A 12585-nucleotide genomic window follows, 5' to 3' on the forward strand; every position below is an offset into this window, starting at 1 on the left:
TTTATCCTTTCGCCATGTCCCAAAGCCACGCCCGAACGTCGGCGACATCCGCCAGCCCATAGTCAGCGGCCGTCGCGCGCGGCGCGCCGACGAGCACACCGAAGCCGCCCATCGCCTGCGCGCAGGCGAGCGCCGCTTCGTCGGTAAGATCGTCACCGAGGACGACCGGCAGGCTACCTTCCATCGGCGTCCGTCCGGTCAGGGTCCGCACCGCATCGCCCTTGTCGCAACCGGGGCCGCGCAGTTCGACCATCATCTTGCCGGGCTGGACATAGAGATTGTGCGTCGCGCCAATTTCCCGCGCGCGGGCGCGCACCGGACCCTCCAGTTCGGGCTGCATCCGATAGTGCAGACCCACGCCCTGTGTCTTGATCTCGACGATTAGCCCGGGGTGCAGCGCCGCCAGAGCATGTGCTTCGGCGATGGCCGCATCGAGCCCCGCCGGCCTCAGCGGCTCCTGTAGATGGCCATCCTGTCGGATCTCCGCGCCGTGGCTTCCCGCCAGCGTGATGACCCGCGCGAGGGGCCCGATCATCGCGTCGAGTTGCTCGATCGATCGACCGCTGACCACCGCCAGCCTTCCGGCAAAGCGGGCATGCAGAGCGGCCAGCAGATCGCACAGTTCGGGATCAGCGTGCACAGACGCGGGGTCGTCCACCAACGAAACGAGAGTGCCGTCGAAGTCGAGAAACAAAGCGTGGCGATCGGGAGAGACGGCGGGCGGCAATGGCAGCACCACCGTATCTGGCCGGGTCAACATATTACTCCCTCATCGCAAATTCGGCGGAATACCCCCTCGACCGTCGGTCGAGCCAATGAGGGAAGGACGCAAGAAAGACGTTTCGGTTCCGCTGCATCGCGAGCATCGGGGCAGGACCGTACCTCTTCCAGCTCAGCTCTCGTCGCCAACCACAAATGGCATCCTGATGTCGTCAAGCTTGCCGAGGTGCTGACGGTGGCGGGGGAGCGCTTCAGGCATATCGGTGGCGATGAATGATATCAGGCCTTCGCGAATGTCGCAGCGCAGGTCGAAGGCCAGACTGGCATCGGCCGCGGTCATAAGGACACGAAGCTCCATCGCCTCTGCAGTCGCGTCCGTCACCTGGACATTCCAGAAGCGCCGGTCCCAGCGAGGATTGGCCGCTATCAGCTCGCCGGCTTTCTGACGAATGCGCGGCACATCGGCCGACCAATCGAGACGGATGAAGACCGAGCCCATCAACTGCGAGGTCGATCGGGTCCAGTTCTGGAAGCTTTCCTCGAGGAAACGCGCGACCGGCACGACAAGCCGGCGATCATCCCAGATCCGGACGACAACGTAGGTCAGCTTGATTTCTTCGATGCGTCCCCATTCGTTGTCCATGATGATGACGTCATCGAGCCGGATTGGCTCTGTGAAAGCGAGTTGTGCTCCCGCGATAAAGTTCTTCAGCGCGGGCTGAGCTGCGGCGCCTACCGCCAAACCAGCCAGGCCGGCAGATGCCATCAACGTGAAGCCGACGTTGCGGATGCTGGGGATGGAGAGCAACATCATCGCCACTGTAAGGAACAGCACGGCAAAGATCAGGATACGAGTGAGAATGCCAATGCGAGTCCGCCGGCGTCGTGCCTGCAAATTGTCAGCGACGCTGATGTCGTAGCGAACCTCAGCGATGTCCGCATAGGCTTGAATGATCGCGATCGCAAACCATCCGATCAACCCGGGAACCAGGAAACCGGCGATCTGCTGCCATAGCTTTTCGGCCCAAGGCGCGAGGTCGAGGCCGCGGATCGCAAACGCCATTGCAATACCAACAAAGATCCACCGCGATGGCGTTCGCACTCTCGCGACGACAATTTCGTCAGCTTGGCCAGGCGCATGTCGCGCAACGCGCTGCAGCAAGGAAAAGGCGATGCGATGCGTGACAGCCGCGACGGCGAGAGCAAGGATAAGCGCGACGCCTGCCGTCACCCAATCCAACATTTCGGGCGGGATTCCGGGCAATTTGGCAAGGTTGGACATGGTCGCGGTAACGTGACCCGTATCGATGGGTTCCGCAGGCGGACGTCAGTCTCTGTCAGACGCCCAGATAGCACGATCAGCTTCCATCTCAGGTGGTGGGCCTCGACGGCGAGTGGATCATGGGGCCCGAACCATGCCCGTATCGGGGCTAGCCGGGCCGTCACGCAGGCGCATACTGGGCTGCTGTTCGGACTTCGGCGCGGCAACTGATCTTGTCGCTACGCATCGAGCTTACCAATGAATCAAAAGGCATACACGGCCTTCCTGCCACGAAGAGTGAGCGCGCGCGCGATGCGAATGAGGGTTAGTAAGCCAAGAGAAGGCTTGGCCCCCACCAACTTCCCTCTAGTCAGTTTGAGAATTCGCGGTTTAGCTCGCAATGGTTGGAAAGCGAGAAGAGCAGCGATGCGCAGTTTCGCGTGAGAGAAAGGATCGATACGTGATCGACGGGCCAGCAAACGCATCTACAGAAAATATGCAGCTGGTTACGCCGACCCGTTTCCCCATTTTTCTGTCGATGGTGATCGTCGACCGCAATCAGCCAGAAACCCAGCGTGAATTTCTGACCCAGATAGTGGAAACACTCGGTGATCTGGTCGAGGATTTTGAAATCGTCCTGATCGACAATGGTTCAGACCCGCAGGCGCGCGCCGCCTATGACGCGCTGGCTCGGGTGGAAGGCATTCCCAATCTGCAGGTCTATCATCTGCTGCGCCGGGTCGATGCCGAGACCGCCTATTGGGCGGGGATTGAAAACAGCATCGGCGATTATGTGCTGGCCTTCGATCCCTATAATGAGGAACTGACCTGCCTGCCCAAGGCTATCGAGCTCTGCCTGGCCGGGACCGACCTTATATTAATCGAAAATCAGGAGCCCGAACGGGTCAAGGGTATCGAGGCCTTGGCCGAGCACGCCTTCCGCGGCCTCTATCGCTCGATCTACGGTGTCAGCCTCACCGAGCGCGCGGCGCAGCACCGTTTGATGAGCAAGAAGGTCATCAGCTTCCTGCTCCAGCTGCCACGACCAGCAATCTGGTATCGTGTCCTGCCCGCGAGGGCCGGGTTCGCGACGGTCACGCTCACCTATCGAGCGCCGCGTCGCAAATTGAAGATCGACCATAATCTGGCGACCCGCGCGCGCCGGGCTATCAATCTGCTCTTTTCCAGCACGCTCGCGCCGTTGCGCTTCGTGTCGCTGTTGGCGCTCCTCGGTTCGGTCGCGAACATTCTCTATTCGATCTACGTCGTGATCATCGCCTTCTCGCTGGACTCGGTTGCGAAGGGATGGACCACCTTGTCGCTTCAGCAATCGGGCATGTTCTTCCTGATCTCGGTCGTGTTGTTCGTGCTGACAGAATATATGGTCCGCATGGTGCAATGGAGCATGGGCGAGCCGCCCTATTTCATTGTCGGCGAGGCCGTGAGCAGCACGCTGACCCGGCACCAGAAGCTCAACGTCGAAGCCCCTCGAGCCGACGACCAGTGACCGACGGTGGCACCGCGCTCATCATTGGGGGCGGCATATATGGCGCCTCGATCGCGACCTATCTGAAGACGCAGCGCGGCTTTTCTAGTGTCATCCTGTTCGAGCGCGAAGACAGGCTTCTCCAGCGCAGTTCCTACGTCAATCAGGCGCGCGTCCATAACGGCTATCATTATCCGCGCAGCTTCACGACCGCCTATCGCAGCCGGATCAATCTGCCGCGCTTCGTCACCGATTTTGGCGCGGCGATCGTCAAGGATTTCGTGAAGCTCTACGCGATCGCGCGGCTCAATTCGAAGGTCACATCGCGCCAGTTCGAGCGCTTCTGCCACGAAATCGGCGCCTTCCTCGAACCCGCCGAGCCGGCCCATGCGGCCCTGTTCAATCCCAGGCTGATCGCCAGCGTCTATGTGACGCAGGAATATGGGTTCAACACCGCCGTCGTCGCGCGTCAGCTCGAGGAAGGGTTGACGCAAGCCGCCGTCGACGTCCGGCTATCGGCGCACGTTTCCGAGGTGACGAACGGCCCGGATGGCGTGCGCGTGCGCGGCTATCGCGGGCCAGATCGCGAGCCGTTCGAGGCGAGCGGTGCCTTCCTGTTCAACTGCACCTATAGCGGGTTGCAGCACGGCGCGGGCCTCGGCACCGGCAACGCCTTTGGGCTGAAGCACGAGATCACCGAAATGGCGCTGATCGAGCCGCCGGCGGCGCTGAAGGGCATCGCCGTGACGGTGATGGACGGCCCCTTCTTTTCGATCATGCCCTTTCCCGATCGAGGGCTGCACACGCTATCGCACGTCCGCTACACGCCGCACATGTCGTGGCGCGAGGACGGGACCGAACTGCCCTACGACGTGCTCGATCGCTATCGGCGCGAAAGCCGCAGCGACCGTATGGTGCGCGACGCTGCGCGCTATATGCCCGCGCTCGCCGGCAGGCAGGCGAAGGATTCGCTGTTCGAGGTGAAGACGGTGCCGATCTACACCGAGGGCAATGACGGCCGACCGATCCTGCTGTCACGCGATCCCAACCACGGCCGGATATTCTCGATCCTGGGCGGGAAGGTCGACAATATCTACGACATCCTCGAACGGCTCGACGACGAGCCGCTTCAAGCAGCAGAGAATGTACATCCATGAAGGCACTGATCGGTCATTCGGGCTATGTCGGCACCACATTGCTGGGCCAGCAGCCGTTCGACGCCTTGTTCCGGTCGACAAACATCGCCGATCTGGCGGGCGGCTCCTATGAGCTGGCCATCTGCACCGCCGCTCCCGCGCAGCGCTGGATCGCCGAGCGCGATCCGGAGGCCGATCTCGCCAATATCGATCGGATCGCCGATGCGGTGACCAGCATCGAGGCCGATCGCTTCATTCTGATCAGCACGGTTGACGTGTACGGCGTCAGTGCCAGCATGAGCGAGGCCGACGAGCCGGCGCCCAGCAGCGCCTATGGCCGTAACCGCCTCCACCTCGAAAACCGCGTGCGCGCGCATTTCCCGGATGCGCTGATCGTACGGCTGCCGGGGCTTGTCGGGCCGGGACTGCGCAAGAATGCGATCTTCGATTTCCGCAACGACAATGCGCTGCACCTGATCGATGCGCGCGCGGTCCTGCAATTCTATCCGATGGTCAATCTCAGCGCCGATCTTGCAACCGCGCAGGCCGCCGGGCTCAAGCTCGTCAATTTCGCGGTCGAACCGGTGTCGCTTGCCGAAGTGGCCAAGGCGTGCGGGCGCGATTTCGACAATCAGGTCGAGGGCAAGACGCCGGCCAATTACGACATGCGCAGCGATCATGCGGCGGCATTCGGCGGCACCGGCCCCTATCTTTACAGCAAGCGTGAATCGCTGCTGGCGGTCCGTGCCTATGCGCAGTCCGAACCGACGTCGGCGGCGATCGCCTGATGCGCATCTCGATCTCCAACATCGCCTGGGATCCGCCGGAGGACGAGGCCGTCGCCGAAGTGCTGCGCGCCCACGGAGTTGCGCATATCGACGTCGCGCCGGGCAAATATTTCCCCGATCCGACGCAGGCGAGCGACACGGCGGTGGCCGAGGTGCGGGGCGCGTGGGCCGATCGCGGCGTCACGCTCTACGGCATGCAGTCGCTGCTGTTCGGGACGCAGGGCTTCAACCTGTTCGGCGACGACGGGCGGATGCTCGATCGCCTCAAGCGGATCGGCGATCTGGCCGGGCGGCTGGGGATCAGCTTCCTGACCTTCGGCAGCCCGAAGAATCGCGACCGTGGCGACCTTTCCGACGCCGAGGTCGAGGCGCAGGCGACCACCTTCTTCCGGGCGTTGGGCGACAGCTATGCCGACAGCGGCGTCGTGCTATGCCTCGAGCCTAATCCCGTCGCCTACGCCTGCAACTTCATGACGACGACATCGGAGACTGCGGCGATGGTGCGCCTCATCGATCATCCGGCGGTACGCATGCAGCTCGACGTCGGCGCGCTCGCACTCAATGGCGAGGCGCCCGAGGATCTGATCGCCGCCAATGCCGACATTATCGGCCATGTCCACGCCAGCGAGCCGCAGCTCGTCGCGATCGGCGAAGGCGGCTCCGAACATGATCGCGCCGCCTCAGCTTTGCGCGCGCACCGCCCCGACAAGATCGTCACGATCGAGATGGCCGCCATCGCCGGGCCGCAGCGCGACCGCGTCGACCGCTCGATCGGGCGCACCATCGCCGCTTATGGAGACGCCGCATGATCCAGTGGCTGCTGCTGATCGCCGGCATCGCCAGCAATGCGTCGGCCAGCCTGCTGGTCAAGGCGGCGGTCGGCAAGCCGATCAGCCTCCAGCAACCCTTCGCGATCGGCAATCTGATCTACGGCAGCGCGATCGGCCTCTATATGGCGGCCTTCGTGCTCTATGCTGCGGCGGTGTCGCGGATGCCGCTGACGATCGCGCATCCGGTGACGACGGCGGGCGCGATCCTGGTCGTCGGCGTGTCGGCGACCCTGCTGTTCAACGAACAGATGAGCCCGCTGCGCATCGCGGGCTATTGCTTCCTCTTCATCGGCATCGCCTGCATCGGGCTTTCCAAAGGTGTTCCTGCATGAACGGCGACGTCCCCTCCTTCCGTGTCGACCGCTGGCTGGGCAAGACGACGCGCTACTGCTGCGTCATCCCCGTCATCAACGAAGGCGAACAAATCACGCGCCAGCTCGCCAAGATGCGCGCGCTGGGCATTTCGAAGATCACCGACATCATCATCGTCGACGGCGGATCGAAGGACGGATCGCTCGATCCCGACAAGCTCGATGCGGGCGAAGTCCGCGCGCTCGTCACCAAGACCGCGCCGGGCAAGCTTTCCGCACAGTTGCGCTGCGCCTACGCCTTCGCGCTCGACGAAGGTTATGAGGGCATCGTCACGATCGACGGCAATGACAAGGACGATCCCGACGCGATCCCCGCCTTCGTGAAGGCGCTCGACGACGGATACGACTTCGCGCAGGCATCGCGCTTCATCCCCGGTGGGGTCGAGGAGAATACGCCCAAGAGCCGCCGCCTCGCGATCAAGCTGATCCACGCGCCCGCGCTCAGCATCGCGTCGGGCTTCCACTGGACCGACACGACCCAGGGTTTCCGCGCCTATAGCGCGAAGATGCTGCTCGATCCGCGCGTTTCGATCTTCCGCGATGTGTTCGGCACCTACGAACTGCTCGCCTACCTCAATTATCGCGCGCCCAAACTCGGCTATCGCTGCATCGAGCTGCCGACCGCGCGCCGCTATCCGGCAAACGAGAAGGTGCCGACCAAGATTTCGCCGTGGCGCGGGCAGATCGAACTGATGCAGACATTGTTCAAGGCCTGCACCGGCGGCTTCAATCCCTGAATTGCGATGCGCCTTCAGATCTACAGCAGCGCGATCGGCCTCTAAATAAGGCGTTCGTGCGCTTTGTGATCGCGGTCCTTTCGTCAACTTTCAAGGATATGTGAGGACGATCGATCGCGGCGGTTTTGATTTTCGGATATATCCGCAGCCGGGCAGGGACTAGGCCATTTGTCGCAGGCCGCGTAGGATGAACCGCGCAGCCGCGCCGATCCATAGCCATCTCGCTGGACAGTTGCCGGCATCGCTCTAGCGCTTGCAGTCCGCGGCCTTGATCTGGACCTGTGGGTGGAAAAGCTCTGGCAGCAACTTGCGGGATTTCTCGCCCCCGGACTGATCGGTTGAATCGCGATCGCAATCATCCAGCCCAGTTCGATATTACCGAGGCCCGCTACGGCATTTCCGTCGCTGACAATTTGCGGGCGCGTCGGAGGCGGACGCGGGTGGCTATCCTGAACCGCATTCTGATCTTCGCCGTCATGTTTCCGACCTTAGCGATGATGCTGTCGTCGATTCCGAGTCGAGACGTCGGCGTGACTTTGATGGGTTCGGCCGGGCTTGCTGGCCTGGCGGACGGCGCCGCGGCGCTTAAGAGCCTGATTGCAGTGATACAGCTGGCATTTACCGAGCCCATCCGGATTGATGATGTCATCATCATGGATGATAAGCGGGGGCGGATCGAAGAAACCATACTAACCTACATTGTCTTGGGAATCTGGGACGATCGGCGCCTCATCGTATCGGTCGCGCGCCTTCTGGAAGAGAGTTTCCAGAACTGGACGCGGTCGACGTCGCATCTGATGGGATCTGTTCACAGTCGCCTTGACTGGTCGGCCGACGTGGCCCGTATTGGCCAGAAGGCCGGTGAGATCATTTCAGCCAATCCTCGTTGAGATCGTCGCCTCTGGAATGTGCAGGTCACTGACGCGAAGGAGGACAGCATCGAAGTGTGGGCGCTGATGACCGCGACTGACGCAAGCCTGCTTTCGATTGCGATGCGATGTTCGTGAGGCGCTGTTGGCATTCATCATTGACCATATGCCGGGCGGCCTTCCCCGACGTCGTCTGGTGACGCTGAACGGATCACACACACAAAACGGTCGATGAGTGGTCCAGGTATAATTTAAGCGATTTAGCTTGGTTCAAATGCATCGAGTCTGATAGGCTCTGGATTGCCTCATTTGCGTTTTCCCAGACCATGCTTTTTGGCTATCGCTTGACGCATCTTTCCGTAGTCGGCAGCTGTCATTTTATAGTGCGCTGGCAGGTTCCAACGTGCGCGATATTCGTCTGCGGTCATATTGTGCGCCATCATGAGATGTGTCTTCAGCACCTTCTGCTTGCCGCCGCATTCGAGGCAGACGATGTGGTCAGGCTGCGCAGACTTCTTGATCGATATAGCGGGCTCTGGGCGGACCGCACCGGCATGCGAATCCGTCATGGAAATCACAGACTGGTGCACGTCCTCGATGAATGAAGGAATAGCGCTGGATGGTACGGCATTATGTTCGAGGTGTGCGATGACAATCCTCGCCGTGATATCGATGAGATCGCTATCGGCCATGTCGGTTCCAGTTGGAGACTTTTTCTTTTTTGGCCCAGCTTGATATCAAGCGCAATCTTCCATTGGTTCGCCTGACCGTCGGTATGCGATCGCTCAGGATGGGCCTTTGTAACGCGGCAAGTTCATACTAGGCCGAAATATTTGAGGAATTGCGATGATCGTGCGATTCTGGGGGACACGCGGATCGCTGGCGGTGGCGCAGACCGCGAAGACGGTGCGCGACAAGATGGCGCGCGCGCTGGTTGCCGCTAACGGGCGCAGCTTCGCCGACGATGCGGCGGCCAAGGCCTTCATCGACACCGAGCTCGATTTCGCGACATCGGGCACCTATGGCGGCGCCACCACCTGCGTCGAGATCGAGCCGGCGGGTGAGGAAAGCGCCTTCATCGTCTGCGACATGGGATCGGGGCTGCGCGAGTTCGGGATCGACGCCTTCCGGCGCATGGCGGAGGGGCATCCGCGCGTCTTCCACTTCTTCATGTCCCACCTGCACTGGGATCATATCATGGGCTTCCCCTTTTTCGGGCCGGCCTTTGACCCCGCGTCGCGGATCATCATCCATTCGGGCCACCCTGATGCCGAACAGGCGCTGCGCCGGCAACAGGAGGAGATCAGCTTCCCTGTGCCGTTCGACTGGCTGCGCGCGAAGATCGAGTTCAGCACGCTGGAGCCCGGCGTGCCCTATGCGGTCGAGGACTTCACCGTCGAGCTGATGCAGCAGCATCATTCGCACGTCAGCTACGGCTATCGCTTCACCGACAGCGCCGGCAAGGTCGCGGTGTTCAGCACCGACAGCGAGCATAAGATCGAGCGGATGGACGGCGAGGCCGACGTCGCCTTCTTCTTCCGCGATGCCGATCTGGTGGTGTGCGACACGATGTATTCGTTGGCCGACAGCGTATCGATGAAGGAAGATTGGGGCCATTCGAGCAACATCGTCGCGATCGACCTGTGCCATGAGGCGGCGGCGAAGCGGCTGGCCCTGTTCCACCACGAACCGACCTACAGCGACGACGATCTGCAGCGGATGCACCGCGAAAGCATCCGGTATGAGGAGCTGACGCGCGAGGACAATCCGCTCGAGGTGCTGTGCGCCTATGACGGGCTCGAAGTCCGCCTCTGAGCCCTTAATCAGCGAACCCTTGGTTCGAGCCCGAATGCGTCTACTATGCTTCGCAACGATTTGCTCACGAGTCTCAGAGCGCGTTGGCGCTACCGAACTTCACGCCGCCGATTGTGATCGGAATGATGCAGGTTCTGCGCACCTTCGTGATGAGATTGAAGACGCAACCCGCCTCGCATTTCGAAGCAAAAGCCGGATTGCTTAACCCGATCAGCGTCACGAAGACGGTGCGGCCCCACCAGATTGCAAGGCTGAACCTCCGTGAAGGTACGTCAGTCTGACGTACATGATCGAGGCGGTTGCTGTCGAAAGGACGCGCTTATGCTGACATTCGACGACTATGCGGGTCAGGTGCCCGAGCGCGGCACCGAGCGTATGAACTTTCGTACTAAGCCGCATATCGAACGGTCGATCCAGCGCGCCGCGCGCCTCGCGGTTGTCGATGGCACGGTCTTCACGATCAGCGCGGCCTACAGTCCGCGATCGAGACAATCGCGGCGCAAGCGCACCGAACTGCAGGCGGCAGACTATGACGCCTTTCTCGCTGCGCTCGACAATCCACCGGAGCCGAACGATCGCCTGCGCAACGCGGCCGAGCACTATCATGAGACAATCTCCCTGCGGTGACCGACGCCAACAGGGCGAGCTGCCGGATCGAAGTCTTCGACCCTGACCGCCACGATCGCGCCGGCTTCAGCCCCGGGGTGGCGGCCGTCGATAATGTCTTCACCCGCACCGCTAGCAAGCTGACAAACGCCGATAATCGGCGAACCACCGTGCTGGTCGGCACCCGCTGTGAAATTATCGGATTTCAGGCGCTCAAACGCGCATTCTATCGACTATTGCGATCTGCCTTCGTCTTTTGCCCCGATCCGGCCGGGCCACGGCCAGATCCCGGTTGCCTTCATCGCCATGATCGGAATCGATCAGCGCTTTCAAGAAAAGGGGGTGGGGCTTTGCTAGTCGACTGCTGGGTGAAAGCCAAGCGGGCGTCGCAGGCGCTGGGCATCGCCGTCGTCTTGCTCGATATCCTCGATGCGGCGTGCCGGGTTTGGCCGAGCGCCGCCAACGCCTCTATGCGAGCTATCGTTTCGCGCCGATGTCGACGGCACCGCTTCGAATGTTCCTGCCAATGGCGACCGTGCGCGCGCTGACGGCCGAATAAAGGCGGAATCGGGCGCATGGCGATCGCGGGGAAGATTTGGGTTCGGTCACCGGATAACGCCGGGCACGGCTCGCTCAATGCGGGATTCGTGCAACTCAGGCGACTGGCCAAATTTGGCGAAGAATGACGGTGCGACGGTCAATCCCAGTCGCTGCTTGATCCTCTCTTCGAAGACGAACAGCGGGCCGCTTACGCGGTCTTTAACGGTATGAAGGCCCCTATGCCGCCTATCAGGTCGGCGCCACCGCGATCGCCGATCGTGCATCGACTTGGTCCGACCGGGGGGCGCTTATCCTCGTAACCCCGGTCGCCGAGCGAAGTTTTGGCCTTGGGCAAGGCGTCGAGCATAAGAGCGGCACCTCTGTAGTCGCTCATCTGCCCCTCGCTAAGCAGCATGACCAGCGGTCGCCCCCTGCCGTCACAATCGCATTGAGCTTGGAATTCAGGCCGCCTTTGGTGCGTCCGATACGTCGGGGAACAGCCCCTTTTTGAGCGGACTTGCGGCCGTCCGGTGCGCCTTCAGGTGCGTCGCATCGATCATCAACTGATCCGGTTTCCCGCCTGCCGCCGCGAGCGCCGCGAAGATCTTGCTGAACACGCCGAGCCTGCTGCAGCGGATGAAGCGATTGTAGATCGCCTTGGGCGGTCCATACTCTGCAGGCGCGTTGCGCCACCGCAGACCGTTCCTGATAAAGAAAGATAATGCCGCTGACGATCCGCCGATCATCGACCCTCGGAACACCATGCGAAAGCGGAAAATGAGCTCGATCCGGCGCATCTGCGCTTCCGAAAGTCAGATCAGATCACTCACGGCAACGCCTCCTTACGCCGCCATTGGTTCAACCAATCACGCTCCCCGCAAGCAATTTAAAAGGTTCTGAGCCTAGCTAACTGCATGTTCAAATCCGTGCTTGCGTTGATCGGTGCAATCCTTAATCGCTAAATTCCATTCTCCTGCCGAAGAATAAGCCGGTGATCGGTGTAGGCTCAGAAGTAAAAGGATTCAGATGGCGACCGAAAAGCCCTGCACCGTCCTCGTCACCGGCGGGGCCGGCTATATCGGGAGCCACGCGGTTCTGGCCCTGCTCGATGCGGGGTGGAAGGTCGCGGTGATCGACAATCTCGTCACTGGCTTCCGCTGGGCGGTGGCCGAGGGTGCGACGTTCTACGAAGGCGATATCGCCGACGAGGCGCTGCTGGCGAAGATCATCGCCGAACAGAATGTCGGCGCGATCATGCACTTCGCCGGATCGGTGGTGGTGCCCGAATCGGTGAGCGATCCGCTCAAATATTATCACAACAACACCGCCAAGAGCCGCAGCCTGATCGGCAGCGCGGTGGCCGGCGGGGTGAAGCATTTCATCTTCTCATCGACCGCCGCGACCTACGGCATTCCGGACGAAAGCC

14 protein-coding genes and 1 pseudogene are annotated in these 12585 nt (G+C 61.5%); 11 read left to right on the forward strand and 4 right to left on the reverse strand.

Annotated elements, in window-relative coordinates:
* Position 1: 1 nt before the first annotated feature.
* Both otsB and EOD43_RS19960 read right to left on the reverse strand, forming a co-directional pair.
* Positions 2-760 carry a trehalose-phosphatase gene (gene otsB / locus EOD43_RS19955; RefSeq protein WP_127745773.1) on the reverse strand — a complete coding sequence of 253 codons (759 nt, stop codon included), beginning with the start codon at positions 758-760 and terminating at the stop codon, positions 2-4.
* Positions 761-892: 132 nt separating this feature from the next.
* A complete protein-coding gene (locus tag EOD43_RS19960; protein ID WP_240653397.1) occupies positions 893-2002 on the reverse strand; it encodes a mechanosensitive ion channel family protein in 1110 nt (369 codons plus the stop codon).
* Positions 2003-2477: 475 nt separating this feature from the next.
* On the opposite strand from EOD43_RS19960, the gene EOD43_RS19965 reads away from it, so the two are divergent.
* The 7 genes from EOD43_RS19965 (at position 2478) to EOD43_RS19995 (ending at position 8219) form a co-directional block, all read left to right on the forward strand.
* Entirely contained in the window at positions 2478-3488 is a 1011-nt protein-coding gene (locus EOD43_RS19965) for a glycosyltransferase (RefSeq protein WP_164857371.1), read from the forward strand.
* Positions 3485-4624, forward strand: coding sequence for an FAD-dependent oxidoreductase (locus tag EOD43_RS19970; RefSeq protein WP_206363604.1), 1140 nt, complete (start codon positions 3485-3487; stop codon positions 4622-4624). The genes EOD43_RS19965 and EOD43_RS19970 overlap by 4 nt, the downstream gene beginning before the upstream one ends.
* A complete protein-coding gene (locus EOD43_RS19975) occupies positions 4621-5391 on the forward strand; it encodes an NAD-dependent epimerase/dehydratase family protein (RefSeq protein WP_127745776.1) in 771 nt (256 codons plus the stop codon). The genes EOD43_RS19970 and EOD43_RS19975 overlap by 4 nt, the downstream gene beginning before the upstream one ends.
* Positions 5391-6200, forward strand: coding sequence for a sugar phosphate isomerase/epimerase family protein (locus EOD43_RS19980; RefSeq protein ID WP_127745777.1), 810 nt, complete (start codon positions 5391-5393; stop codon positions 6198-6200). The genes EOD43_RS19975 and EOD43_RS19980 overlap by 1 nt, the downstream gene beginning before the upstream one ends.
* Complete coding sequence (locus EOD43_RS19985; RefSeq protein WP_127745778.1) at positions 6197-6553, forward strand: DMT family transporter; 357 nt, start codon at positions 6197-6199, stop codon at positions 6551-6553. The genes EOD43_RS19980 and EOD43_RS19985 overlap by 4 nt, the downstream gene beginning before the upstream one ends.
* The gene (locus tag EOD43_RS19990) at positions 6550-7329 is read left to right on the forward strand and encodes a glycosyltransferase family 2 protein (protein ID WP_127745779.1); all 780 of its coding nucleotides are present in this window, start codon (positions 6550-6552) and stop codon (positions 7327-7329) included. The genes EOD43_RS19985 and EOD43_RS19990 overlap by 4 nt, the downstream gene beginning before the upstream one ends.
* A 338-nt stretch (positions 7330-7667) precedes the next feature.
* Positions 7668-8219 (forward strand): mechanosensitive ion channel domain-containing protein, encoded by a 552-nt coding sequence (locus tag EOD43_RS19995; protein ID WP_127745780.1) that lies wholly within the window; start codon positions 7668-7670, stop codon positions 8217-8219.
* 284 nt (positions 8220-8503) lie between these two features.
* Here EOD43_RS19995 and EOD43_RS20000 read toward each other — a convergent pair whose 3' ends face one another.
* Entirely contained in the window at positions 8504-8890 is a 387-nt protein-coding gene (locus EOD43_RS20000) for a Ros/MucR family transcriptional regulator (RefSeq protein WP_127745781.1), read from the reverse strand.
* Positions 8891-9044: 154 nt separating this feature from the next.
* Between EOD43_RS20000 and EOD43_RS20005 the strand changes: the two genes are divergently transcribed.
* The 3 genes from EOD43_RS20005 (at position 9045) to EOD43_RS20015 (ending at position 11167) form a co-directional block, all read left to right on the forward strand.
* Positions 9045-10013 (forward strand): MBL fold metallo-hydrolase, encoded by a 969-nt coding sequence (locus tag EOD43_RS20005; RefSeq protein ID WP_127745782.1) that lies wholly within the window; start codon positions 9045-9047, stop codon positions 10011-10013.
* A gap of 321 nt (positions 10014-10334) precedes the next feature.
* Positions 10335-10640, forward strand: coding sequence for a type II toxin-antitoxin system TacA family antitoxin (locus EOD43_RS20010; RefSeq protein ID WP_127745783.1), 306 nt, complete (start codon positions 10335-10337; stop codon positions 10638-10640).
* On the forward strand, positions 10637-11167 hold the full coding sequence (locus EOD43_RS20015) for a hypothetical protein (protein ID WP_240653399.1): 531 nt from the start codon (positions 10637-10639) through the stop codon (positions 11165-11167). The genes EOD43_RS20010 and EOD43_RS20015 overlap by 4 nt, the downstream gene beginning before the upstream one ends.
* A gap of 305 nt (positions 11168-11472) precedes the next feature.
* Here EOD43_RS20015 and EOD43_RS20020 read toward each other — a convergent pair.
* Positions 11473-11956, reverse strand: a pseudogene (locus EOD43_RS20020) (IS5 family transposase); the annotation flags it as partial.
* A gap of 229 nt (positions 11957-12185) precedes the next feature.
* On the opposite strand from EOD43_RS20020, the gene EOD43_RS20025 reads away from it, so the two are divergent.
* On the forward strand, positions 12186-12585 hold a 400-nt coding region (locus tag EOD43_RS20025), incomplete at its 3' end, for an NAD-dependent epimerase/dehydratase family protein (protein ID WP_164857372.1).

It is taken from the genome of Sphingomonas crocodyli (assembly GCF_004005865.1).
Taxonomy (GTDB): Bacteria; Pseudomonadota; Alphaproteobacteria; order Sphingomonadales; family Sphingomonadaceae; genus Rhizorhabdus; species Rhizorhabdus crocodyli.